Genomic DNA, 25,489 nt, shown 5'->3' with positions numbered 1-25,489 from the left:
TAACCGGCCGGCTTTGGAGCGGTAGCGGAAAAGCCGGTCCGCGTTGAAGCTGTGGTTAGGTTAACTGTTGTCGTCATAACGCCTAGGTTCCAGCTTAAATTCAGTCGGTGACAGAGCTACTTCGTAAACTGAGATACCCTTTTGCCGCGCAATGTCCAGAAGGGTGGCCTTGTCTTCTTTCTGAATTCGGGATCCCAGATATAGTGCACTTGGTTTAGGCATGGGGTAGTTCTGGTCCTGAAATGACTCTCCCATAGGGAGAACAAATCTCCACTCCTTTTCATATGCCCAGTCCGGCGACTTGTGTATGGCTGCCATTGCCCCATAAAGATTGTTAAAGTCACGTGATCTCATGGATTGCAATATATGTTTGGTCGCATCAAGAATATGGTCAGAGTAAATAACCGGATACAGCATCCTGCGCCTAACCTCTCCAGGCGGCCAAGATTCAATGTCATACTCCAAACAAAACCCTTGGTGATTGTTTGCGTAATGCCCCCACATTACAACCGAATCAACCCGCTCACTGAATGAGCATATTTTCATTCCCTGCTGTGCCCGCTGGTTAAAATGTTGATAATTTTCACTACTTACTTTGAACTGGGCGTCAATTAAGGCCTCAACTATCTGCTTGTGTTTCTCTTGTGGAACACTTCCATCCTTTTCTAGAAGAGCATGAGACAAGGACCGAACAGGATCGTCAGCATTTCTTATTTTCGAAATTTCATCTTGAGATAGCTGATACTTCAGGTTGTTTTGAGATAGCAGCTCATCAAAATGATGATTTTGAATCGCTCGATGCAAAACTTCGAAATTTAGCGTAGTACAACATTCATATGGATCGTTGTATTTGTCGGCTGAGCATAGCCATACTGTGTCGCTAGAAAGGTTGGTTATCGCGTACTCATTGACACTGCGAAATTTGTAAAGTTTTGGAGGAAGGTGCTCATCTTTCAGCGTCATTGCACGCTCGATATCCTCTAGAGATATCGTTGCTCCGGAGATTATCGAGACAAACTCGTCTTTCCACATGCTCTAAACCTAACAGTGATTGGATGGCGCGCACGGATATTGGATGAACGTGCGGGCGTGTCTAATTGGATATTGAACCGGGCGCGTGGCGTAAGAAAGCATCGTTAAATCAGTCGGATGGGTCGCCGGGGTGGTTTTTAGGACCGTGTTATCTCGCGCGGCTGTCGATGCGGTTTGGGACCATGGCCGACCGGTGAGCCAGTGATAGTTCGGATCGTTGGTCATGTCAGGCGCCAATGGTCGCTATGTGGCTCGTAGGCGGCCTGGCCTAGGATTTGTAGGGCGGCGAGGACCTGGGTGATCGACTTCGTTGGTTTGCGCTTGAAGTGGGTGGCCAGGGCTTCCGGGGTTTGGGGGCCGATGGCGAGGAGGCGGCGGACGGCTTCGACCTGGTCGGGCATTGATTTGGGCCAGGTGGGTTTTTTGGCCGGTTCGGTCGGGGTCTCGGCGGCGGCTTCGGGTTTAGTGTCCAGTGTGGCGGTGGTCTGGGTGGCTTCGGGGGCCTGGTAGTCGGGGCGCAGCCAGCGGATGCGGCCCTGGGCTTCTTCGGCGGCGCGTTCGGCGTTGAGCGCGACGAGGCGGCTGAGGAGTTCTTCTTCGGCCTCGGCCTGGTCGGCGGGTTTGTCCGGCAGCGGGGTGGTGGCGCCGGGGCGGCCGACGATGCGGTCGGCGAGGTCGTTCCAGCCGTAGGCGTCGAAGACGGCGCGGTCGAGGTCGTCGTGCAGTTCGCGCAGCAGGGAGACGAGGCCCTGTTCGTGGATGGTGCGTTCCTTGGCGGTCAGCGGTTCTTCGGCGCGCAGTTTTTCCAGCACGTTGTACATGCCGGTGAGAGTCAGGTCCGGGTGTTCGGCCTGGCGGGCCTTGCGGTGGGCGTCGATGCGTCCGGCGAGGTCGCCGATGGTGGCGGCCTGCCGGTCGTCGAGTTCCGGGAAGGGAAAGTTCAGGAAACAAGGACCATTCTGCCAGCGCGGCCGGTCTTCCAACGTACCCCCCTGGGCAAGTGCCCACCGGACGTGGAGCCGGCTGCTGAGCATGCCGAAGAAATGTGGCTCCTCAAGGGCGATGACTGCCAGCGAGCCGTCGGCAAGCGTAGTGGCACGGTCAAGGAGGACGAAATATCGGTGCTTGGAGACTTCGCTGGTGGCGATGTACCTGGACAACCCGCGCAGCGCGGCTCTCATTTCGCCGCGGCCACGCCCAAAGAGCCACCAGTTCTCTCTGAAAAATCGGTCCTTGTTGTGTTCGCGGTGTGGTCTTACTTCGTCGACGACTTTCTGGAAACCCGGCGGAAAGGCATCTTTTGCGTCGCCTTCGTCCAAGCCGAAAAAGTCGATGCAATAGCGTGGTTCACGTCGTTTGGTAAGGTCCGATCCGGCGATCAGTTGAGGTAACAAGGGGGCCCAGTCGGGGTTCTCGGCGACCCAGTGATGGCGCTGCTCCGGATTGACGAGGAAGCCGTTGCCAACCAGCTTGACCCCCTGAAATACCAGCCCGTCGTTCGAGGCAAGGGGCTGCGCATCCACCAGAGGCGCACCGGCCGTGAGGTCGGCAAACAAAATGCCCCGTCGCTCCTGAAACTCGATGGTCCGCGCTTCGTCGCCGGATTCCTCTTCGGTACGCACGCGCTGAAGGACGCCGGGGGCGGGCGCTTGTCCGCCTACCGTCATCGCGATACGTACGGCGGCGCCGTCGACGGAATCCACCCAGGGGTGGTCGGGGATGGCGAACAGCAGGGCGAGCGATTTGCGCAGATGGGGATCGACGACACCCCGGTTGCGGCTCTGCACGAGGCTGTTGGTGGTAATGAAGCCGAAGCGGCGAACCGCGCCTTTCGATACGAGTTCGGCCGCCTTGTGCCACCAGTACATGACGAAGTCGCAGGCGGGCAGTTCTTTATAGGTGGCGCGGACGGCTTCGGTGTAACCGTCGCCCAGCGCGTCTCGCATCCGTTTTTCGCCGATAAACGGCGGGTTGCCGACGATGTAGTCGGCTTCGGGCCATTCGGTGCGGCGCGGGTTGCTGTAGTGGTAGACGGGAGTGCGCGCGGTCTCGTCGGGGATGAGTTCGCCGGTGACGGGGCTTTTCTTGTAGCTGATGCCGTCCCAGATGGTCACGGGCTGGCCGTGGTCGTCGGTCATGGGTTCGCGGCTGTCATATTCGATCAGCGCGTCGCGGCATTCGATGTTGTGGAAGTCGCGCAGGATGGGTTCGGGCAGGCTGAGGCGGCCGTGCAGGCGGTAGTGCCATTGCAGGTAGCCGATCCACAGCACGATTTCGGCGATGGCGGCGGCGCGCGGGTTGATCTCCAGCCCGAGGAACTGGTGCGGGTCGACGGTGAGGCCTTCGGTGTCGAAGGTGGCCTGGCCGGCGCTCAGGTCGCGGATGAGGTTGAGCACTTCGCCTTCGAGGCGCTTGAGGTGTTCCAGCGCCACGTAGAGGAAGTTGCCGGAGCCGCAGGCGGGGTCGAGCACGCGGACTTCGCGCAGGCGCTGGTGGAAGCGGTGCAGTTCGTCCAGGGCCTTGTCGGGTTTGTTCTGCTGCAGCCAGGCCTCGGCGGCGACCTGCACGGTGTTCCATTCGGCGCGCAGGGGCTCGATGAGCGTGGGCATGACCAGGCGTTCCACGTAGGCGCGCGGGGTGTAGTGGGCGCCGAGCTTGTGGCGTTCGCGCGGGTCCAGCGCGCGTTCCAGCAGGGTGCCGAAGATGGCGGGTTCGACGAAGCGCCAGTCGGCCTTGCCGGCCTGGATGAGCAGGCCGATCTGGTCGGCGTTGAGGGGGATGGGGTCGATGTTCTGGAACAGGCCGCCGTTGAAGCGCTGCACCTTGTGCATCAGCTGGCCTTCGTAGCCGCCGGTGTTCATCGTCTCCCACAGCGAGCGCATGGCGTCGCGGAAGTGTTCGGGGTTCTGCTGCAGGCGTTCCAGCAGGGTGGTGAAGCTGCCCCTGGGCAGGAGTTCGACGTCCTCGCTGAACATGGTGAACAGGCAGCGCTTGAGGAAGTGGGCCACGCGCTCGACATCAAAGCCCTGCTGTTCCAGGGATTTGGCGAGTTCGGCCAGGCGCGCGCTGACCTCGCGGGTGACGCGGGCGGCGTGCTTGCTTGCGTCGAGCTGGTCGGGCGCCAGCCACAGGTGGCGCAGGCGTTGCTGGATCTCGGGGTCGCGCAGGTCTTCCAGGCGGATGCGGTGGCGGCTCGGGTCCGGGTACGGGACGTAAGTACCGCCGGAGCGGGAGAACTCGGCGTAGAGCTCGAGGCTGCGGCCGACATCGGTGACCACGATGAACGGCGGGCGGCCTTCGTCTTCCGGCAGGGCGCGCACGTACTGGTCGGCCTGGTTCTGCGCGGCGAGCATTGCCTTGTCCCAGCCCTGGGTGTGCAGGCCCTTGCCGGTCTGCTTGGCCTCCAGCACGAAGCAGCCGCGGCGGTAGAGGTCGATGTAGCCGCGGTTCTCGCTGCCGTCCGGGTTGCGGATGGTGACGCGACGTTCGAATACGTAGGCGTTGTCGGCGGTGTCGTCGCTGGCCGGGTCGGGCTGGGGCAGGTCCAGCAGCGCGCACAGTTCGGTGAGAAAGAGCTGGTAGTTGGCGCGCTCGCTGCCGCCGGTCTCAAGCCAGCGGTCGAGAAAGGCCTCGACCTGCTCCGGCGCGGCGATGGGGGCGGGGCCGGATTCTTCGGCGTGGGCCGGGCGGGCCGCGAGTCCATCCATGTGACGTACGTCCGTTTTCGTTCTGTGGAGACCTTACCGATTCCGGGCGCGGTTGTCCTGTCTGGGTTGGTTGTGGGGGTGGGTTGCGTTGGGGGATCCCGGCTCTCCGCTTCGCTGCGGCCGGGATGACGTGGAAGGGGGCTAAGGCCGGGATGACGAGGAGGGGGGTGTTGCTGCGGCCGGGATGATGTGGAGGGGGTTGCGGCCGGGACGACGAGGAGGGGGGTGCGGCCGGGATGACGAGGAGGGGCTGCGGCGGGAATGGCGAGGGGGCACGGGTGGTCAGGAAGGGGAGTTGCGTCAGGGATGACGAGGCCGTTGCCGTGAGGTGGTGACACGGGCCAGCAGTGTCATTTGCGACGAGTGGAGCGGGTGAGAGCGGTCTGGGGGCGTCGCGGTGCGATAGGCTTTGACAGGGGGCGGGGAGCGCGTAGAATACGCGGCTCGAAGACGACAGGCGCGTAGCTCAGTTGGTTAGAGCACCACCTTGACATGGTGGGGGTCGTTGGTTCGAGTCCAATCGCGCCTACCAGCATTTTGAGAAAGCGAGCCGGGTCTCCCGGCTCGCTTTTTTGTTTTGGGGATACGGACCATGGAAAGGTTCGCACGGGCGGTACATGCTGCCGGTATGGGTGCTTCGTTGGGGGCGGGTGTCGGACATCTGCGAATGAACGCGCGTACGTTGCTTCAGCCGCTGCTTGCGGCGTTGCTGCTGGCGTTTCTGGTGGCCTGTACCCCGATGCAGCCGGCACCGGACCGGGTGGACCGTGGCCCGCAGGCGCCGACGGCCGAAGGCGAACTGGCGACCTGGCTGGGCAGCCTTCCAGCGGTCGAGGACGACGGGCAGACGGGGTTCCGACTGCTGGATACCGGGGCGGAGGCCTTCCAGTGGCGGGTGCAGAGTGCGCGCAAGGCGCAGGAGCGCATCCATATCCAGTACTACATCTGGCGCGATGACGTGGCCGGTCGCACGCTGCTCGGGGAGCTGCTGGACGCGGCGGACCGGGGCGTGGCGGTGTCGCTGTTGCTGGACGACATGGATGTGCGCGGCAGTGATGACCTGCTGGCCGCGGTCAATCAGCATCCCAATATCGAGGTTCGTGTGTTCAACCCGTTTCGTACGCGCCGGGGGGCGGTGCGCGCGGGGGTGGAGTTTGTCTTTCGCGGCAGTGACCTGAACCACCGGATGCACAACAAGACGTGGGTGGTGGACGGGCATCTGGCGATTATCGGCGGGCGCAACATCGGGGACGAGTACTTCGAGGTCAGCCCGTATTACAACTTTACGGATCTGGATCTGGTCATGGTCGGCCCGCTGGCGACGGAGGTGGGTCATTCGTTCGTGGAGTACTGGAACAGCCGGGCGGCAATCGAACTGGAGCGCATGCGCCGGGTGGAACAGGACCCGGAGAAGCTCGCACGCCACCGGGACAAGCTCGATGCCTGGCGGGCCGAGCACCAGGAACATCCGTTGCTGACGCTGGAACCGCTGAATGGCGTGCCCCTCGCCCAGCCGATTGATGATGCCGGGGCCTACACCTGGACGGATCAGGCGAAGCTGGTCGTGGATGACGTGGGCAAGGCGAAGGGGCACGAGCACATTCGGGACGGGGTGGCCGAGGCGGTGGCGCGGCGACTGGACGAAGTGGAGCACGAGTTGTTGATGATCTCGCCGTACTTCGTGCCGCGGCGGGACGGCACGGCGCAGCTGGTCGCGATGCGCGAGCGGGGCGTGCGGGTGAGCGTGCTGACGAACTCCCTGGCGGCGAATGATGTGGCCTTTACCCACAGCGGCTACTCGCGCCGCCGGCCCGCGTTATTGCGGGCCGGGGTGGAGCTGCATGAGCTGCGCCCAACCGCATTGCCGCCGCGCGCGGCGGAGGATCGCGATATGGGGATCGGTTCGTCGCATGCGAGCCTGCATACCAAGGCGCTGATCATCGACCGCGAGGAAGGGTTTGTCGGCTCGTTCAACCTGGATCCGCGCTCGCGATACACCAACACCGAGCTGGGCGTGTTCCTGCGCGAGCCGGAGATCGTGCAGGAACTGCTGGAGCTGTACGAGCACAGCACGCGGCCGGAGCTGGCGTATCAGGTGCGGCTGGATGACGAGGGCTGGCCGGTCTGGACGGACGACGAGGGCACGCTCTACCGCACCGATCCGAAGGCCGGTATCTGGCGCCGCTTCCTGTCCGGAATCACGCGACTGGCACCGGTGGAGCCGCTCCTGTAAACAGGGGGCTCCCGGTGACCATTAATCTGGAGACCTCATGTCCGGAAAGCTGCTCTCGCTTCTCGCACTCCCGTTGGCTGCCCTGATCTCGAGTGCGGGGGCCGATGAAGGTGAAATCCAGCGCATCCTGGAGGCCAAGGAGGCGGCCTGGGAGGCCGGTGATGGCGAGGCCTGGGCGCGTGACTATCAGGAGGACGCGGGGCTCGTGAACCTGTTCGGGACGCGCTTTGGTGATCGCGCGACGAATGCCAGGCGACATACCGAGGTCCTGCAGGGCCCGTTTGCGGGTAGCTCGTTGAGCATGGATGTCCAGGATATTTCGATGCTGGGCGAAGACAGGGCGTTTGCCGAGGCTGTGCTGCGGGTATCGGATATCGCGTCCATGCCGGCCGGGCTGCCGGATCGCGGGGATGGCGTGCTGTACACGCGCATGAGCTTTCTGCTGGAGCGGGACGATCACCACGGCTGGCAGATCCGGTTCGGGCATAACACGGTCGTGCATCCGTAGAGCTGGCAGTGTCAGGGAAGAAAAGGGGTTTACATGGAATGTAAGGCATGTGGGCGGGAGAACCCGCCCGAGGCGCGCTACTGCAACGGTTGTGGAGCGAATCTGATCGAGACGGCCGCATCGCCGCAGGCGCACGCCGGGCCGCCGGAGGATCGCGCGGCCTTTGGCGGGTTCTGGCGGCGCGTGCTGGCCACCCTGGTCGACATGGTGGTGATCGGGGTGCCGCAGATCGTGGCGCAGATGGTGATCAGCCCGGAGACGATGGCGCCCAAGGGGCCGGAGCCCGAGCTGATGACGGCCGATATCGTCTGGATGCTGATCAATATCCTGGTGGCCTGGCTGTACTGGGCCGGGATGCACAGCTCCCGCTATCAGGCGACGGTGGGCAAGATGGCGGTGGGGCTGCGTGTGGTCGACTATCACGGCGAGCGCATTACCTTCATGCGCGCCACGGGCCGTTATCTTGCGGAGATCCTCTCCGGGCTGCTGTTCGGCATCGGCTATCTGATGGTGGCCTTTACCCGCCGCCGCCAGGCCCTGCACGACCTGATCGCGGAGACCTTCGTTGTACGCAAGGAGTGGCTGAACTGAAGAGTGGCCGAGATGGGCACCTCGCGTTTGTGAACTGCTCCCGGGCGTTGGGAGTCCGTATGGAAGAACCCCTGGCGGGGAACTAGTCTCCAACGGAAATCCATACGGGTATACCAGCCCCAAGGAGCAGAGATGAAAATCGACACACTGATCGAGACGGCCGAGGCGATGGTCGCCCCCGGGAAGGGCATTATTGCGATCGACGAATCCACCGGCACGATCGGCAAGCGATTTAATGCGGTGGGGGTTGAGAACACCGAGGAGAATCGCCGGACCTATCGCGAACTCCTGCTCACCACGCCCAAGCTGAACGAATACATCTCCGGCGCCATCCTCTATGACGAGACCCTTCGCCAGTCCACGCGGGACGGCAAGCCGTTCGTGGATGTGATGAATGAATCGGGCGTCCTGCCCGGCATCAAGGTGGATACGGGCGCGAAGGACCTGGCGGGATTCCCGGGCGAGAAGGTGACCGAAGGCCTGGACGGGCTGCGCGAGCGTCTCGAGGAATACGCCAGGAAGGGCGCGCGGTTCGCCAAGTGGCGCGCGGTCATCACCATTGGCGAAACCATGCCGACCGATACCTGTATCGAGGCCAATGCCCATGCGCTGGCGCGCTATGCGGCGCTTTGTCAGGAGCAGGGACTGGTGCCGATCGTGGAGCCGGAGGTCCTGATGGATGGCGATCACGACATCGAGACCTGCTACGGCGTCACCGAGGCGACCCAACGCGCCGTGTTCCGCGCCCTGTACGACCACCACGTGCTGCTGGAGGGCACGATCCTCAAGGCCAGCATGGTGATCCCCGGCAAGGACTGCCCGGAGCAGGTGAGTGCGGACGATGTGGCCCACGCGACCCTGCGCTGCCTTGCCTCCGCGGTGCCCGCGATCCTGCCCGGCATCGTGTTTCTCTCGGGTGGCCAGAGTGACGAGGATGCGACCGCGCACCTGGATGCGATGAACCGCATTGGTGGTACGCCCTGGCCGCTGTCGTTCTCCTACGGGCGTGGCATGCAGCAGGCCGCGCTGAAGCTCTGGGGTGAAGACATGCAGGCGAATTTCGAGAGCGCGCAGAAGACTGTGTACGAGCGTGCCCGCGACAATGGCCTGGCTGCGGAGGGCAAGTACGCGGCCTAAGTCGCCTGGATCGCGAGCAGCGGGCGCGATATAGAACCCGTGGCATAGTTGATCTGAATCAATCTCTGCCCGCTTTGAGCTTCATAGACTGAGACTGCCGGGTACGAGCCGATCGGCGGGGGCACAAGGATCAGCGCTGTCGGCGCTGTGCCCCCCCGCATCTGTTCTCCGGCGGTGTATGTCGCGTCTTGGCCTGTTACCCCCAGGGTGACAGGCCTTTTTTGTGACCTGTGTGGTGGCTCTGGCAGGCTCCCGGAGCATTTTTTTGTCCGCGCAGATCGGAATGAAACAGGGCCGATTCTCATTCTATCCCGCGCGTATGCGCAGCAATTCCGGTAGTCTGCGCACCCGTTTGCGGCCAGACCGATGGAACAAAATCGGCCGATGCACGTCCGGAATAACCGGGAAGAGGGCCGGAACAGGCCTAGCTGGTATTTGCGCTCAATCCAATTCAAACCACCAATAGGAGCCAGTCAATGAATCTGACTCGGAGAGAATTCCTCGAAGCCATGGTCGCGGCGAGTGCCGCCGGCTTCTCGATGAATGCCTGGGCCGGCGAGAAGGGGTCCTGGAAACCCCTGAGCAGCGAGATCTACGACATTCCGAAGTTCGGCAACGTCTCGTTCCTGCACTACACCGACTGCCACGCGCAGTTGAAGCCGATCTACTTCCGCGAGCCGAACGTGAACATTGGCGTGGGCGACATGCAGGGCAAGCCGCCGGTGCTGGTGGGCAAGGAGCTGCTCGAGTGGTTCGACATCAAGCCCGGTTCGCCGATGGCGCACGCCATCACCCATCTCGACTACGTCGACGCGGCGGAGAAATACGGCCGCATGGGGGGCTTTTCCCATCTGTCCACGCTGGTCAAGAAGCTGCGCGCCGACCGGCCGAATTCGCTGATGCTGGACGGCGGCGACACCTGGCACGGCACCGCGGTCTCGCTGTGGGAAGACGCCCAGGACATGGTCGATGCGCAGAAGCTGCTGGGCGTGGACATCATGGTGGGTCACTGGGAATTCACCTTCGGTGACGACCGCGTGATGGAGATCGTCGAGAACGACTTCAAGCCGAATGGCATCGACTTCCTCGCGCAGAACATCGAGGACCGCGACTGGGGCGACCCGGTGTTCGAGCCCTATACCATCCGCGAGATGAACGGCGTGCCGGTGGCGGTGATCGGCCAGGCCTTCCCGTACACCTCCGTGGCCAACCCGGGCTACATGTTCCCGGACTGGAGCTTCGGCATCCGCGACGAGAACATGCAGCGGATGATCAACGAATGCCGCGAGAAGGGTGCGAAGGTCGTCGCGATCCTGTCGCACAACGGCATGGTCACCGACATGGAGATGGCCCGTAATCTGGAAGGCGTGGACGTGATCATGGGTGGTCATACCCACGACGCCATTCCGGGCGCGATGGAGATCGAAAATGCCGGCGGCGAGATCACCCTGGTGACCAACGCCGGTTCCAACGGCAAGTTCCTGGGTCTGCTGGACCTGGACGTGGGCGACAACGGCGTGCGCGACTACAAGTTCCACATGCTGCCGGTGTTCTCCAACCTGCTGGATCCCGATCCGGAGATGGAAGAACACATTAAGAAGGTCCACGAACCGTACGAGGACAAGCTGAACGAAGAGCTCGCGGTGACCGAGGGTGTTCTGTACCGCCGTGGCAACTTCAACGGCACCTTCGACGAAGTGATCCTGGACGCGCTGCGCGACAAGCTCGACGCGGAGATCGCGCTTTCGCCGGGCTTCCGCTGGGGCGTGAGCGTGCTGCCGGGTCAGCCGATCACCTACGAAGAGCTGATGACCCAGACGGTGACCACCTACTCCGAGACCACGCGCAACGAGATGACCGGCGCGCAGCTGAAGAACACGCTGGAGGATGTGGCCAACTCGATCTTCAACCAGAACCCGTACCATCATCGCGGTGGCGACATGGTCCGCACCGGTGGCATCAAGTACACCATCAACCCGCACGAGTCGATGGGTTCGCGGATCAGCGATATGGAGATCAACGGCGAGCCGATCGACATGGACAAGAAGTACGTGGTCGCCGGCTGGGCGAGCGTGGCCGAACCCCTCGATTCCACGCCGGTCTGGGAGGTGGTCGAGGACTACCTGCGCGACAAGGGCACGGTCGAGGTCAGCAAGCCCTACGTGCCGAAGCTGAAGAACGTCGAAGGGGATCCGGGCCTGGATCTGTAATTCGACCGTTCCGTGGTGGCCCGGATGTCATGGTCCGGGTACCCTCGAAGCCGCCTCACCCGCTCGGGTGGGGCGGCTTTTTTCATGGAGGGGACATGGAGTCGATCGAGGCGACGGCGTCCGAACTGCTGTTCTACTGCCGCCCGGGATTCGAGCCGGACCTGATTGCCGAGCTGACGGAGCGGGCCGCGAACGCGGGGATGGCCGGCTACCCGCGTGCGAAGCCGGATACCAGTTACGTACGCTTTGTCCCGGCGGATGGTGATCTGGCCGGGCTGGCCGCAGCCCTGCCACTGGATGGGTTGATCTTTGCCCGCCAGCGCCTGCTGGCGCTGCACCCACTGGAACGGTTGAGCCGGGAGGATCGGGTGACCCCGATCCTGGACCAGCTCCAGTTGACGGGGCTTTGTTTTGATTCGGTCTGGCATGAGTGCCCGGATACCAACGAGGGGCAGTCGCTCGTGCGGCTGGCTCGGGCACTCGACCGCCCCTTGCAGGCCGTGCTGCGCAAGCGCGGGCTGCTGGTGCCGGACGCGGCCGGGTTGCGCGCGCACCTGTTCTGGTCCGCCGGCGATCGCGTCCAGATCGCGTTCTCCAGGCCCGGCGAGCGCAGCGAGTGGCCGGAAGGCAAGCTGCGCCTGCGGACTGCGCCCGACGCGCCCAGCCGCTCCGCACTGAAGCTGGAGGAGGCCTGGCATACCTTCATCCCGCGCGCGGAGTGGGACACGCGGCTGGCCGAGGGGATGCAGGCAGTGGACCTGGGGGCGGCCCCCGGCGGCTGGACCTGGCAGCTGGTGCGCCGCGGGATGTACGTGCATGCGGTGGACAACGGGCCGATGGACGCGGCGCTGATGGCCACCACCCAGGTCGAGCACCACCGGCAGGACGCCTTCACCTGGACACCGCCCAATCCGGTGTACTGGCTGGTTTGCGACATCGTCGACAAGCCGGCGCGGGTGGCCGCGCGCATGGCCGACTGGCTGGAGGCTGGCTGGTGCCGCGAGGCGGTATTCAACCTGAAGCTGCCGATGAAGCAGCGCTGGCAGGCGGCGCGGGACTGCCTGCAGCAGGTGCGCGGGCGGCTGGACGCCGCGGGGATCCCGCATGCGCTGCAGGCGCGCCAGCTCTACCACGACCGCGAGGAGATCACGGTGCACGTGCGTCGGCTCGACGCCTGAGTTCGCCCCGGGCCCGCGGACCCGCGCGGGACAGGCCCCGGTGTGGCGATGCCCGTTGCCGCGTCACTCGCCCTGGACGGTAATGGTAAGCATGCGTGTGTGCGCGGCGTAGCGGTGTTCCCAGAGGAACAGGCCCTGCCAGGTGCCGAGCACCAGGCGGCCGCGCCCCACTGGCACGGTCAGGTCGTTGTCGGTGAGCATGGCGCGGGCGTGTGCGGCCATGTCGTCGTCGCCTTCCATGTCGTGGCGGTAGGCGGGGTCTCCGTCCGGGGCCATGCGCGCGATCAGGGTCTCCAGGTCGCGGCGCACGTCGGGGTCGGCGTTCTCGGTCACCAGCAGCGAGGCGCTGGTGTGGTGCTGGAAGACGTGACAGGTCCCGGTGGTGATGCCGGAGGCGCGCACGACGTCCTCGACCTGGCGGGTGATCAGGGTGGTTCCGCGCCCGTCGGTGCGGATCTGGATGCTGTCCTGGTATACGGCCACGCGGTACTCCGTTGCGGCTGGGGGTTGGGGCGCAACAGATTGCGCGGGCACGGCACGGCATGCAAACCCGGAGGGCCAGGGCCGGCGTGGCGTGGGGGTGCGGCCTCAGCTATCGCTGCCGCGCGCGCAGGGGGCTGCGGCCTCGATGCGTTCGCGGCGCTCGCGGCGTTCGCGCTGGCGCCGGCGTTCCTCGGGGTCGACTGGTTGCGCCCAGGGCTTGACCAGCGGCATCGCGAAGTCCATACCGGGTCCGACGACGCGGATGTGGCCGCGGTAGGCGATGTGGATCGGCGGCGCCGGGAGCACCGCGCTGTGCACGCGTAGGGTCTCGTGGTCGGCCTCGACATCGAGGATGTGGCGGCGGTAGTACAGGCGCGCGCGCAGCCGGCGCACGCCGTCCGGGAGCACCGGGTCCAGGTGCAGTATGTCCTCGCGCGTCTCGATGCCGAGGAAGCAGCGCTGCACGATGTCGATGGACCCGGCCATGGCGCCGGTATGGATCCCCTCGGGGGTGGTCCCGCCCTGGAGGTCGTGGATGTCGCTGTCCAGCACCGTGCAGAACAGCCGCCATGCGTGTTCGCGATCGGAACGCGCCAGCACCCAGGCATGGCTGACGAAGCTCAGGGTGGAGCCGTGCGAGGTGCGCCGCAGGTAATAGTCGACGTTGCGCGGGATCAGGTCGGGGTCGAAGCGGTAGCCGAGCTTCTCGAAGATCAGCTGCAGCTCCTCGGCCGTGAACAGGTAGAACAGCATCAGCACGTCGGCCTGCTTGGAGGCCCGGTATCGGTTGGGGCTGTCGCCCGCGGCCTCGAGGATGCGGTCGAGGCGCATGTTGAGCCCGTATTTGCGCCCGTAGTGCTCCCAGTCCAGTTCCTCGAGCTCTCCGTAGCCCTCGAACTGGCTGATGACCGGCTGGCCATCGGGGTCCTCGTGAAACGGGATGCGCAGGCGGCGGCTGAGGGTCTCCCAGTGATCGCGGTCTTCCGGCCCGATGCCGAGGCGGTCGCACAGGGCCTCGCGCTCGCCGGCCGGCATCAGCTCCCAGACATCCACCGCGCGCGACATCAGCCAGGCGACCATCACGTTGGTGTAGGCGTTGTTGTCGAGGCCGCCTTCCTGCTCGGGATCCACGCCGGGGTAGGCGTCGTGGTATTCGTCGGGCCCCATCACCCCGCGGATGTCGTAACGGTCATCCTCCGGGTCGTGGGTGGCGACGGAGGCCCAGAAACGGGCGATCTCCAGCATCATCTCCGCACCCTCGGCGTGCAGGAAGCCGTGGTCCTGGGTCACCTCCCAGTAGTGCCAGATGTTGTAGGCGACGGCGGCGTTGATGTGCCACTGGCGGTGGGTGTTGTCCGGCAGCCAGCGGCCGGACTCCGGGTTCAGGTGCAGCCGCTGGCTTTCCTCGCGGCCGCTGGCACCCGACTGCCAGGGGAACAGTGCGCCGCTATGCCCGGCCTCGCGCGCGGCGCGGCGCGCCTCGGGCAGGCGGCGGTAGCGGTACAGCAGCAGCGCATGGGTCAGGGCCGGGCGGCGCAGGTTGAGAAACGGGAAGATGAACAGCTCGTCCCAGAAGATGTGCCCGCGATAGGCCTCGCCGTGCCAGCCGCGGGCGGGCACGCCGACGTCCATTTCGGTGGTGTGTTCGGAGACGGTCTGCAGCAGGTGGAAGGTGTGCAGGCGCAGCTTCATCTCCGCCTCGCTGTTGCCTTCGGGGGCGCCGCAGGTGTCGGTCTCGGCCTCCAGGCTGATGTCGAAGTCGTCCCACAACTGCTGCCAGGCGCGGCGGTGGACCTGCAGCAGGCTGTCGAACGGCGGGGCGTCTTCCAGCAGGCGGATGCCGGCTTCCAGCGGCTCGCTGATGGCGTAGTCGCGCGAGGAGTGCAGCGCGACCCGTTTTTCCACCGTGATCGGGGCCGCTTCCCGGGCCTCCACCTCGAGCAGCAGCACGGCCTCGACCTCGCTGTCGTCGCGGCTGACGGCGGCGGGGAGCGGTGCGCCGTCGGCAGCGTGGACGCGGGTGGAGGTCACCACTGCGACCTCCAGCCGGGACTGCAGGGTGCGCGCGCGCAGCGCGGCCAGGCAGGCGCCATCCCGGCTCTCCGGGGCCGGCAGGTGGGCAATCTCCAGCACCTCCAGGTGGCGGCCGGTCAGGTCGCGGTAGCGCTCGACGCCGTCGTTGATCACGCCGCCATCGATCGCCGAGCGGATTCGCAGCGGGCCGCTCCAGTCCACCGGGGTCAGGGTGACCTGCAGCGCGCCCAGGTGCGGGTGGTCCATGCTGACGAATCGGCGCTCCTCCCACAGCATGCTGTGCCCGGCCTCGTCGGTGAAGCGGAAGCGCCGCGACAGCACGCCCTCGCGCAGGTCCAGCTCCTGACGGTAGTCGCGCACCGTGACCGCGTCGATGCGGAACCACGGGCCGTCGGCGATGGCGATGGTGAGCGGCAGCCAGTCGGGGAGGTTCACCAGGTCCTCGTTCTCCACCTCGCGCCCGGCCACGGTGGCGGAGGTGCGGTTGTAGCCGCCGGCCAGATAGGTGCCGGGATAGTGCACCCCCGGGCGGGCGCAGCGGCCCTCGCGGGTGCCGCTGTCGGTGACCGCGCCGCGGGTGCAGAAATAGCCATTGCCCGTGGTGCACAGGGCCTCGCGCAGGCCCTGTTTGTCGGGTTCGTAGCCATCAAAGGAGAGGTGCCAGCGGGACATGGGGTCTCCGGTTGCTCAGTGGTTCCCTCGGGCGTTCAGCAGGCGTGCGAGGACTTCGAGGAAGCGGCGCACGCCTTCGGTGTCGTCCAGTGCCAGGTCGGCGGCGGTGGGGCGGTCTTCCTCGCCGCGTACCGCAATGCCGAGCCCGGTGCCGGCGAGGGCCTCGAAGGCGTCCTCGTCGGTGATGTCGTCGCCCAGGTAGATCGGCAGGACATCGTCCCGGTCCAGGTCCAGGCGCCGGAGCAGCCAGTGCACCGCACGCCCCTTGTGCCAGTTGGTTCGCGGCTGCGCCTGGAATACCTTCTTGCCGTGGCTCAGGGCGAGACCCGGGTGCCGGTCGAGGATCTCGCGCACCAGTTCCTCGGTGCGTTCGGCATCCTCGGCCGCGGCCCGGCGTACATGCACGGCGAGGGAGAAGGTCTTGCGCTCGAGCTGCACACCGGGCATGCCGGCATCCTCCAGCGCCTGCTGCAGGGCGGCCTCGGTATCGTCGAGTTCGTCGAGGTAGTGCTCGCCCTGACCCAGACGCTCGTGAAAGCCGTCCGGGCCGGCGACCTCGAAGCCGTGGCTGCCGGAGTAGTAGGCGTCCTCCAGGTCGACCCGGCGCCGCACGTCGTCCAGGTCGCGCCCGGAGATCACCGCCAGCGGGCAGCATCCGGCGAGCCGGGCGAGGACCTCGCGCATGGGCGCGGACAGCACCGCCGCGTCCGGGTCTTCCACGATCGGGCTCAGGGTGCCGTCGTAGTCGAGGAACAGGGCGGGCCGGCGCTCTTCCAGGTGTTCGCGCAGCAGGGCCTCGGCATCCTCGAGGGTGGGCAGGGCGTCGAGTGTTGCCACCGCGAGCCCGGTGTCGCCCAGCCGCAGCGCGGCGCAGTCGGAGATGACCACCTGCGCGCCGGCCTCGCGGTAGCGCTCGCCGTGGTCGCGGCTGCGGTCGATGCCGACGAGCAGGGCAAAGCCGCCGCGCTGCCCGGCCTCGATGCCCACCGGGGCGTCCTCCACCAGCGCGGCCTCGTCCGGCGCGACGCCCAGGGCCTCGGCGCAGGCCACCGGCAGATCGGGTGCCGGCTTGCCGGGCAGGTCGTCGTCGGCGGCATCCTCGCCGTCGATGATGGCGTCGAACAGGTCGGTGATCCCGGCACTCTCCAGCACCCGGCGGCCGTTGCGGCTGGAGGTGAACACGCCGCAGCGCACGCCGGCGGCGCGCAGTTCGCCCAGCAGGCGGCGGCTGCCGGGAAACACCGCCACCGGGTGCTCGTCCAGCCACTCGCGGAAGTAGCGGTTCTTCAGGTTGCCCAGGGCGTGCAGGGTCGAGGTGCCGGGGGCATCGCCGGGCTCGCCACGTGGCAGTTCGATGCCGCGCGCGGCGAGGAAGTCGGCCAGGCCCTCCAGCCGCGGCTTGCCGTCCACGTGTAGCCGGTATTCGCCGACCGCGTCAAACGGTTCCTGGTCGGGCGCGATGCGCGGCAGGGCCTCGTCGAACATGCGCTTCCACGCCGCCGCGTGGGCCTCGGCGGTGTCGGTGATCACCCCGTCCATGTCGAATACCACGCCCTTCACGCGCATCGGGGCAGGCACGGATTCCGTCCGGCTCATGCGGCGCCCTCCGGTGGCCGGCGCCGGGGTGCCCGGGTGCTGCCGGGTTCGGAGTCGTGTCGATGCGGGTCCTGGATATGCGCAGGCAACATGGCGTTCGGCTCAGACAAGGTCGATCCGGTCGGCGGCACGGTGGTGGAGGCCGACCATCAGGGTGAGGTAGTCGCGCAGCTGACGGGTCAGCAGGAAGTTCTCGCGTACCAGTTCGCGTGCGTTGTCGCCCATGTGCTGGATCTTTTCCGGGGCCTGCAGCAGATAGCGGATGCGCAGTGCGGCACCCTCGGGCGTGTTGACGAGGAACCCGGTGTGATAGTTGCTGACCTGCAGGCGGATGCCGCCGGTGTCGCCGCCGATCACCGGCTTGCCCTTCCACATGGCTTCGGTGACGGTGAGTCCGAAGCCCTCGCGGGTCGATTTCTGCAGAACGATGTGCGCCGCGCGCTGCAGGGCGTTGATGCCGCGGTGGGCGTCCGGGGGCAGGGTGAGGATGCGGATGTGCGGGTCGTTGTCGGAGGCCTCGCGCACTTCGGCCAGCACCGCGTCGCCCTCCGGGTCGTCGGTGGCGGTGCCGCCGGCAAGCACCAGCTGCAGGCGGGGCACGAAGCGCCGCGCCATCCGGAACGCCTCGACCACTCCGACCGGGTCCTTGAAGCGGTCGTAGCGGGAGATCTGGGCAATGATCGGGCTCTCCGGGTCCAGCTCGAAGCGGTGGTAGATGGCGTCGATCTCCTCCTGCGGCAGGTCGATGTTCTTGTCGCTCAGGGGATCGATGCTGGGCGCGATGATGTATTCCGGGTGCGGCAGGGCGCGGGTGAACTGCGGCAGCGAGAAGATGCTGGCGTCAAACGCGCGAACGTGGCGCTCCAGGAACCGCCAGACATGCCGCTGTGGCCGGCTGGCGTCGATGTGGCAGCGCCAGACCCATTGGCCACCGCGGTTCGGGCAGTGGCGCAGCAGGGCGGCTGGCTGCGGATCGTGGATCACCACGAAGTCGGCGTCCTCCAGCAGCGGGCGCAGTCTCGCCGCGTTTTGCGCGTTGACCTCCTCGTAATGCTGCAGCAGACGATCCGGGATCTGGATGCGGCTGCCCTGCAGGGCGTTGTGCATCTGCTTGGTGCATTCGTAGAAGTCGGCGTCCCCGCTGATCACTTCCCAGTGGGTGTCGATCCCCAGCTCGCGGCTGAGTGGTACCAGCTTGTGCAGGATCTCGGCCACGCCGCCCCCAAGGCGCGTCGAGTTGACGTGGACCACGCTGCGCCCCTGCAGCGGTGCGGACAGCTGGCGCAGGTGGCGGATGATGTCCTCGCCGGCGACCGCCGCATAGGCCTCCAGCAGCGAGCTCACGCCACGCCCTCGCCGAAGTGGCGCCGAAACAGCGCCCCCAGCTGGTCGCGCAGTTCCGACAGGGTGTTGAAGTAGGGATCGATGTCGGCGAGGGCATCGACCAGCTCCTGGTGCTCGCGGTCGAACCCCGCGAGCCAGGCGCTGAAGTCGTCGGTGCGATCCGGCGTGCGCCGGCGGGCATCGACGAAATGGTAGAACACGCTGCTCAGCGGCATGCGCGGGATGTGTCCTGCGAGGTCGCGATAGTCACCAGCCTCGAAGCCGGCGTCGAACACGACGATCTGCGCATGGATGAATTCGAACACCTGGGTGGCCGGGATCCACTCGAGGAACGGCGTGTCCTCCAGCCGCTGGTCGATGTATTCCAGGATCACCAGGCGCAGCTCCTCGACGTCGTCGTATTCGTCGGGATCGACCATCGCCAGCTGCTCCGCGAGCACGTCGTCACGCACGGCGTGGTGGACCCAGGCGGCGAAGTCGTTGTGGTATTCGCGCTCCTCGAAGCGTGGCTGCAGCAGCGCGCCCCAGAAGTGGTAATAGAGCGTGTCGCGCCCGGACTGCACCAGGTGGTCGCGGAGCTCCTTCAGGGAGCTGGCCCGGCGGCCGGAGGCGATCGGGATCAGTGCGCAGTCGCGGAAGCGGAAGGGTGCCGCCGGCGGTGCGTGCTCGAATCCGGGTCCGTTCATGGTGGCACGCCTTTCCTCTGCCCGTGTTCGCTACTTGCGCCGCGTGCGTTCGTGACGCTGCTCGCGGCCGATCAGGCGTACCAGGTCTTCCAGCTGTTCGGAGATCAACTCCAGCACGTCATCCACGCTGAGGATGCCGATCAGGGTCCCGCGGTTGTCCACCACCGGGACGCGGCGTACCCCCTTGTCGCGCATCACTTCGATGACCTCCATCAGTCCGGTCTTCTCCGGCACGGTGACCAGCTCGTAGCTCATCACGTCGCCGATGGTGACTTCGTCCAGATCGACGCCCTCCGCGAGGATCTCCAGCACCACGTCGCGATCGGTCAGGATGCCGCGCGGGATCGGATGCCGCCCTGCGTCGCGCGCCACGACCACCACCGTGCCCACATGATGCTCGCGCATCATGTTCACCGCCGTGCGCACGGATTCCTGTTCCTCCACCACGATCACGTCGCGGTTTGCGTATTCGCCTGCGGACATGGACGTACTCCCGCCATCAGCATGATTTGTTCAACCGGGACCGATCCGGCCTCGTGCGGTCCGGATCCTGCGGCTTCCGGAAAACGGCCCTGTGAGGCCTCGGGCAGTCCCGGAAAATCGCCGTTGTCGCTTTCATGGAAAATAGTCCATCAATCCGCAGCGCGCAGTCTCGGGCTCGCGGATTCGGCACTACGGGATACGGGCGAGGACCTCCCCGAAGGCATCAGGGACGCAGCGATGCGGGGTCCGTTATCGCCAGCAGTGGGAGGGCAGGTGGTCATCGACCAGGAGGCCACCGCGGAGGGGAGCCGCGAGCCCGGGTCGTCGCTGTACGGTTTCGGGATATGTCCATGGTGGACAGTTGAGTGGACAGAACCCGCGATCATGGCGGGTTCGGGCCCGACGCGTGGTCCGCGACAGCTGTACCGGACACAAAAAAGCCACCCGAAGGTGGCTGATTCAATGGTAAGAACTGGTGGAGGCGGCGGGAATCGAACCCGCGTCCGCAGGCCCTCCGCCCTCGGCTCTACATGCTTATCCCGTCTTTCAGTTTAACCAGCCGCTACCCGACAGGCAGGGAAAACAACTGGCGATCCCGGTTGAGTTTTAATGGATCCACGCCGGGCGCGCTTCACCACGAGCTTATGAGAGTCGACGCCCGATACTGGACGCATAAGCACGGCTCCAGTCGGACGGCATCTACCGGTTTTTAAGCGGCGAGTGCGTAGTTGTCGTCGTTGGCAACTATTTTTTTGCGGTGATTTTTACGAGGCTCACCACATCCTCGGCATGCACCTAAGGTTTCGCGACCCGCGTCGAATCCAAGTCGCCCCCTTGCAGTTACATTGACAGTGTAACCCATCGGAGGTTCCCGGACCATCGCAAACTCCCCGGCCGGACGGGCTGGGGAGAACCCACGCGGCAGCGGTAGCCCCTTCCACCGCCCTTGCCGCCGCATGGTCTCTGGCAGGGCCGGGGCGGCTTGGTTCGGCATTTGCGTCACGGAGGATCCGATCCGGGACCGGGTCCGGTACAATGCGCGGCTTTTGGCACGTCTGGTTTCGAGGAAGCGCAATGCGGTTTGTGGAAGGGGGTATCGCCGTCTCGTCGTTTCGGCTGCGGGCACTGGAGGCCGGCCTGCGGGCGAGCGTCCCCGACGCGGGCCCGCTCGCGGCACGGTTTGTCTACTTTATCGAGCCTCGGCGGCGTCTGACGACGGAGGAGGATGCGGTCCTGGATCACCTGCTGCGCGAGGGCGAGGCCTGGCAGGAGCCCGAGTTTGATGTTCAGCGTGAGCTGGTGGTGATCCCGCGCTTCGGCACGATCAGCCCGTGGTCGTCCAAGGCCACCGAAATCGCGCACCACGCCGGCCTGGAAGAGGCCATTGTGCGGATCGAGCGCGGCATTCACTGGCAGATCGGTGGGCAGGGAGCCAGGGGGGCGGCCCTGGAAGCCCTTGGGGACCTCCTGCACGACCGGATGACCGAGACGGTCATCGAGGATCCGGCGGAGGCGGCGCGGCTGTTCCAGTCCGAGACGCCGCGCTCGCTGGGTCGTGTGGAGCTGGGCGACGACCCGCGGCGGGCGCTGGAAGCTGCCAATGTCGATCTGGGGCTCGCGCTGTCGCCGGACGAGATCGAGTATCTGGCGGAGGGATACGCCGCGCTCGGGCGTGCGCCCACCGATGCCGAGCTGATGATGTTCGCCCAGGCGAACTCCGAACACTGCCGCCACAAGATCTTCAACGCCGCCTGGATCCTGGATGGCGAGGCGGACGAGCGCACGCTGTTCGGGATGATCCGCAGCACCCACCAGCAACACCCGGAGCGCGTGCTGTCCGCCTACAGCGACAACGCCTCGGTGATCGCCGGGCACGCAGGGCTCCGCCTGATGCCGGATGCGGTCACCGGCGAGTATCAGCGCGAATCGCTGGATCTGCCGATCCTGATGAAGGTGGAAACCCACAACCATCCGACTGCGATCTCACCGTTCCCGGGTGCCGCCACGGGCTCGGGCGGCGAAATCCGCGACGAGGGGGCCACCGGACAGGGTTCCAAACCCAAGGCGGGGTTGACGGGGTTTACCGTCTCCAATCTACAGATCCCCGATCTGCCGCAGCCGTGGGAGCGCGACTTCGGCCGGCCGCAGCGCATCGAGAGTGCGCGCCAGATCATGCTGGACGGCCCGATCGGCGCCGCCGCATTCAATAACGAGTTCGGTCGCCCCGCGCTGGCTGGATACTTCCGCACCTTCGAGATGGCGCTGCCGCGCCCGGACGGGAGCGAGGTCCTGTACGGCTACCACAAGCCCATCATGCTGGCCGGCGGGCTGGGGTCGATCCGCGGCGAGCACGTGCACAAGCAGGATGTGCCCCCGGGCACGCCGATCGTGGTCCTGGGCGGGCCGGCGATGCTGATCGGCCTGGGCGGCGGGGCGGCCTCGTCGATGGCCAGTGGCGCCAGTGCGGAACAGCTCGACTTCGCCTCGGTGCAGCGGGGCAATCCGGAGATGGAGCGGCGTTGCCAGGAGGTGATCGATCGCTGCACCGCGCTGGGGGCGCAGAACCCGATTCGTTCGATCCATGATGTGGGTGCGGGCGGCCTTTCCAATGCGATCCCCGAGATCCTCGACGATGCCGGTCGGGGCGGTGTGATCGAAATGCGGGAGGTCCCGACCGCCGAGCCGGGGCTGTCGCCGATGGAGCTGTGGTGCAACGAGGCGCAGGAACGCTATGTGCTGGCGGTGGACGCCGCCCGTCTGGAAACGTTCCGCATGCTGGCCGAGCGCGAGCGGGCGCCGTTCGCGGTGGTCGGACGCGCCACCGAGGAGGGTCACCTGAAGGTCGAGGACCGGCTGTTCCACGAGCCGCCCGTCGACATGCCCATGGGGATGCTGCTCGGCAAGACGCCGCGCATGACGCGCGAGGATCGCCGCACGGCACCGCCGGCCACCGACTTTGACGCGGGCGCCTGCCCGCTGGATGAGGCGGTACGGCGCGTGCTGCAGATGCCGGCGGTGGCGGCCAAGCACTTCCTGATCACGATCGGCGATCGCAGTGTGGGCGGCCTGGTTGCGCGCGACCAGATGGTCGGCCCGTGGCAGGTACCGGTGGCCGACTGCGCGGTGACGCTGACCGACTTCGAGGGCTATACCGGCGAGGCGATGGCCATGGGCGAGCGTACGCCCCTGGCGATCCTCTCCGGCCCGGCCTCCGGGCGCATGGCGATCGGCGAGGTCGTGACCAATATGGCTGCCGCCGATATCGACAGTACCGACAGGATCCGACTGTCCGCTAACTGGATGGCCGCCGCGGGCGTCCCCGGAGAGGACGCGAACCTGTTCGATACGGTACGCGCGGTGGCCGAGGACGTGTGCCCGGGGTTGGGGATCTCGATCCCGGTCGGCAAGGACTCGCTGTCGATGCGAACGGTCTGGGAGACCGGGAGTGGCGAGGCGCGCGACATGCATGCGCCGGTATCGCTGATCGTCTCGGGATTCGCACCGGTGGTCGATGTCCGCCGCAGCGTGACGCCCGAACTGAATCCGGATGCGGACCCGGCCCTGTGGCTCATCGACCTGGGCGAGGGGCATACGCGCATGGGCGGTTCGGCGCTGGCCCAGGCCTGGGGGCATATCGGGCGCGAGGCACCGGATCTGGTCGATGTGGCACGACTGCGGGGCTTCTTTGACGTGATCACGGGGCTGCGCCGCAAGGGGCTGCTGACCGCGTATCACGACCGCTCCGATGGTGGCCTGTTCACCACGCTCGTGGAAATGGCCTTTGCCGGTCGCTGTGGCCTGGATGTGACGGTCCCCGACGACCATCGGGCTCAGGAATGGCTGTTCAACGAGGAACTGGGTGCGGTGGTACAGCTGGCGCCGGGGGCGGAGGCCGCGCTTCGTGACGGGCTGAACGCCGTCGGGCTGGGCGCGCACCTGCATCGCGTTGCGACCCTGCGCGTGGACGACCATATCCTGGTGCGCCAGGGGCCGAAGGACCTGCTGGAGTCCACCCGCGCGCAGCTCCAGGGCGAGTGGCAGGCGACCTCGTCCGCGATGCAGCGCCTGCGTGACGATCCCGAGTGTGCCGACGAGGAGCTCTCGCGGGTCGAGGCGGACGGGGGACTGGTTGCGCGTGTCGGTTTCGATCCTTCGGAGGACCTTGCCGCTCCCCTGATCGCGACCGGTGTCCGTCCGCGCGTCGCGATTCTGCGCGAGCAGGGGGTGAATGGGCAGCTGGAGATGGCTGCGGCATTCGAGCGTGCCGGGTTTCAGCCGGTGGATGTACACATGACGGACCTGCTCTCCGGGCGGCGGGCGCTGGACGAGATGCAGGGTCTTGCCGTCTGCGGCGGGTTTTCCTACGGGGACGTGCTCGGCGCCGGGGGTGGCTGGGCCCAGACTATCCTGAACCATGCCGCGCTGCGCGATCAGTTTCAGGCCTTCTTCGACCGTACCGACAGCTTTACGCTCGGGGTCTGCAATGGCTGCCAGATGCTGTCCCATCTGGCCCCGCTGATCCCCGGGGCGGACCACTGGCCGCGCTTTGTGCGCAACCGTTCCGAGCAGTTCGAGGCGCGGCTGTCGCTGGTGCGGGTGGAGCCGGGCCCCTCGGTGCTGCTGGACGGCATGGGCGGGTCCCTTCTTCCGGTGGTGGTCTCGCACGGGGAGGGCCGCGTCGCGTATCGGGAAGAGGCCCCGGTGCACGACCAGGCGGCGCTGCGCTACGTCGAGGCGGACGACACGCCAGCTGCGCGCTATCCGGCCAACCCCAACGGCTCGCCCGGGGGGGCGACGGGTTTCACTTCGCAGGATGGGCGCGCGACGATCATGATGCCGCACCCGGAACGCGTATTCCGTACGGTACAGCACAGCTGGCACCCGCGGGACTGGGGCGAGGACGGTCCCTGGATGCGGCTGTTCCGCAACGCGCGCGTGTTTGTGGGCTGATCGTCTATAAGCGTCTGTACAAGCCGCGCAAGCGCGGCGGGAACCTGACCCGTCGGTAACCAGGAGGTCCGATGACGGCGAGCGAATGGAGCGAATACCTGGGGGATGATCTGCGAGTGACCAGCTCGCTCGCGATCGGCCCGTCCCAGCGAGCCTTTACCGACCCGGGGCTCGCGCAGCGTCTGATCGAGAGCCTGGACCTGTTCGACGACACGCATCCGCGTTCGGTCCCGCACGAAGACGAAGCGGCACCCGAGATCCAGCGCCTGGAGCACAAGCTTGATCTGTTGCTGCATCTGGTGGCCGAGTCGCTGCACCCGGAACGCCCGGCCCCCGTGGAGGCGACTTTGTCGCGCCACGGGCTTGTGTTGCCGGCAGGCACCGTTCCGGAGGATTGTGACAGGGTGGAGATCTACCTCAGCCGTCTCCTGCCGCAGCCTTGTGTGCTGGGTGTCGAGAGTCCGACTACTGCCGGAAACGTCCAGCTGATGCGCTGGACCGGCATGGAGGACAGCCTGCGCGAAGCGCTCGGGCGCTGGATCTTCCGGCTTCACCGACGCGAGATTGCCGACAAACGACAGAAAGTTGACGGCGGTCACAACTAGCCCGATACTGAGATGCTCATCACACATTTGTATGGGTTTG

Annotated in this window: 16 protein-coding genes, 1 tRNA gene and 1 other RNA gene; 9 read left to right on the top strand and 9 right to left on the bottom strand. The window is 66.0% G+C overall.

Annotated elements, in window-relative coordinates; genetic code table 11:
- Positions 1-60: 60 nt before the first annotated feature.
- Together C995_RS13965 and C995_RS0107755 are read right to left on the bottom strand one after the other, a co-directional pair.
- The gene (locus C995_RS13965) at positions 61-1,032 is read right to left on the bottom strand and encodes a DUF2971 domain-containing protein (protein ID WP_081618881.1); all 972 of its coding nucleotides are present in this window, start codon (positions 1,030-1,032) and stop codon (positions 61-63) included.
- 221 nt (positions 1,033-1,253) lie between these two features.
- On the bottom strand, positions 1,254-4,739 hold the full coding sequence (locus C995_RS0107755; protein WP_018864389.1) for a DNA methyltransferase: 3,486 nt from the start codon (positions 4,737-4,739) through the stop codon (positions 1,254-1,256).
- 455 nt (positions 4,740-5,194) lie between these two features.
- On the opposite strand from C995_RS0107755, the gene C995_RS0107750 reads away from it, so the two are divergent.
- From C995_RS0107750 to rlmM, 7 genes are all read left to right on the top strand, one after another.
- Positions 5,195-5,271, top strand: a tRNA-Val gene (locus C995_RS0107750).
- Positions 5,272-5,406: 135 nt separating this feature from the next.
- On the top strand, positions 5,407-6,972 hold the full coding sequence (locus C995_RS0107745) for a phospholipase D family protein (RefSeq protein WP_018864388.1): 1,566 nt from the start codon (positions 5,407-5,409) through the stop codon (positions 6,970-6,972).
- Positions 6,973-7,009: 37 nt separating this feature from the next.
- Positions 7,010-7,480, top strand: a complete 471-nt coding sequence (locus C995_RS0107740; protein WP_018864387.1) for an SgcJ/EcaC family oxidoreductase — start codon at positions 7,010-7,012, stop codon at positions 7,478-7,480.
- A 33-nt stretch (positions 7,481-7,513) separates the two neighbouring features.
- Positions 7,514-8,071 (top strand): RDD family protein, encoded by a 558-nt coding sequence (locus C995_RS0107735; RefSeq protein ID WP_018864386.1) that lies wholly within the window; start codon positions 7,514-7,516, stop codon positions 8,069-8,071.
- 132 nt (positions 8,072-8,203) lie between these two features.
- Positions 8,204-9,208, top strand: a complete 1,005-nt coding sequence (locus C995_RS0107730; RefSeq protein WP_018864385.1) for a class I fructose-bisphosphate aldolase — start codon at positions 8,204-8,206, stop codon at positions 9,206-9,208.
- 476 nt (positions 9,209-9,684) lie between these two features.
- Positions 9,685-11,418 (top strand): thiosulfohydrolase SoxB, encoded by a 1,734-nt coding sequence (soxB, locus tag C995_RS0107725; RefSeq protein ID WP_026279014.1) that lies wholly within the window; start codon positions 9,685-9,687, stop codon positions 11,416-11,418.
- A 95-nt stretch (positions 11,419-11,513) separates the two neighbouring features.
- Complete coding sequence (gene rlmM, locus C995_RS0107720) at positions 11,514-12,596, top strand: 23S rRNA (cytidine(2498)-2'-O)-methyltransferase RlmM (protein WP_018864383.1); 1,083 nt, start codon at positions 11,514-11,516, stop codon at positions 12,594-12,596.
- A 63-nt stretch (positions 12,597-12,659) separates the two neighbouring features.
- Here the strand turns inward: rlmM and C995_RS0107715 are convergent, their stop codons facing one another.
- The 7 genes from C995_RS0107715 to ssrA all read right to left on the bottom strand — a co-directional run bounded on the left by C995_RS0107715 (position 12,660) and on the right by ssrA (position 20,728).
- Positions 12,660-13,079 (bottom strand): secondary thiamine-phosphate synthase enzyme YjbQ, encoded by a 420-nt coding sequence (locus tag C995_RS0107715; RefSeq protein ID WP_018864382.1) that lies wholly within the window; start codon positions 13,077-13,079, stop codon positions 12,660-12,662.
- Between the two features lie 105 nt (positions 13,080-13,184).
- On the bottom strand, positions 13,185-15,785 hold the full coding sequence (locus C995_RS0107710) for a glycoside hydrolase family 65 protein (protein ID WP_018864381.1): 2,601 nt from the start codon (positions 15,783-15,785) through the stop codon (positions 13,185-13,187).
- A 15-nt stretch (positions 15,786-15,800) separates the two neighbouring features.
- Positions 15,801-17,381, bottom strand: coding sequence for a trehalose-phosphatase (gene otsB / locus C995_RS0107705; protein ID WP_231362420.1), 1,581 nt, complete (start codon positions 17,379-17,381; stop codon positions 15,801-15,803).
- A 102-nt stretch (positions 17,382-17,483) separates the two neighbouring features.
- Positions 17,484-18,725, bottom strand: coding sequence for a glycosyltransferase (locus C995_RS0107700; RefSeq protein WP_018864379.1), 1,242 nt, complete (start codon positions 18,723-18,725; stop codon positions 17,484-17,486).
- The gene (locus C995_RS0107695) at positions 18,722-19,411 is read right to left on the bottom strand and encodes a DUF5752 family protein (protein WP_018864378.1); all 690 of its coding nucleotides are present in this window, start codon (positions 19,409-19,411) and stop codon (positions 18,722-18,724) included. Before C995_RS0107695 ends, C995_RS0107700 begins: the two co-directional genes overlap by 4 nt.
- Before the next feature lie 30 nt (positions 19,412-19,441).
- Positions 19,442-19,894 carry a CBS domain-containing protein gene (locus C995_RS0107690; protein ID WP_018864377.1) on the bottom strand — a complete coding sequence of 151 codons (453 nt, stop codon included), beginning with the start codon at positions 19,892-19,894 and terminating at the stop codon, positions 19,442-19,444.
- A gap of 473 nt (positions 19,895-20,367) precedes the next feature.
- Positions 20,368-20,728: a transfer-messenger RNA gene (ssrA, locus tag C995_RS13960) on the bottom strand.
- Between the two features lie 240 nt (positions 20,729-20,968).
- Here ssrA and purL point away from each other — a divergent pair.
- Together purL and C995_RS0107680 are read left to right on the top strand one after the other, a co-directional pair.
- Entirely contained in the window at positions 20,969-24,844 is a 3,876-nt protein-coding gene (purL, locus tag C995_RS0107685; RefSeq protein WP_018864376.1) for a phosphoribosylformylglycinamidine synthase, read from the top strand.
- Positions 24,845-24,915: 71 nt separating this feature from the next.
- Positions 24,916-25,449, top strand: coding sequence for a PilZ domain-containing protein (locus C995_RS0107680; protein WP_018864375.1), 534 nt, complete (start codon positions 24,916-24,918; stop codon positions 25,447-25,449).
- Positions 25,450-25,489: the final 40 nt, after the last annotated feature.

This window comes from Thioalkalivibrio sp. ARh3, assembly GCF_000377265.1.
Taxonomy (GTDB): Bacteria; Pseudomonadota; Gammaproteobacteria; order Ectothiorhodospirales; family Ectothiorhodospiraceae; genus Thioalkalivibrio; species Thioalkalivibrio thiocyanoxidans.
Note: the sequence above shows the minus strand (reverse complement) of the source record. Positions and strands in the feature narration are given on the sequence as shown.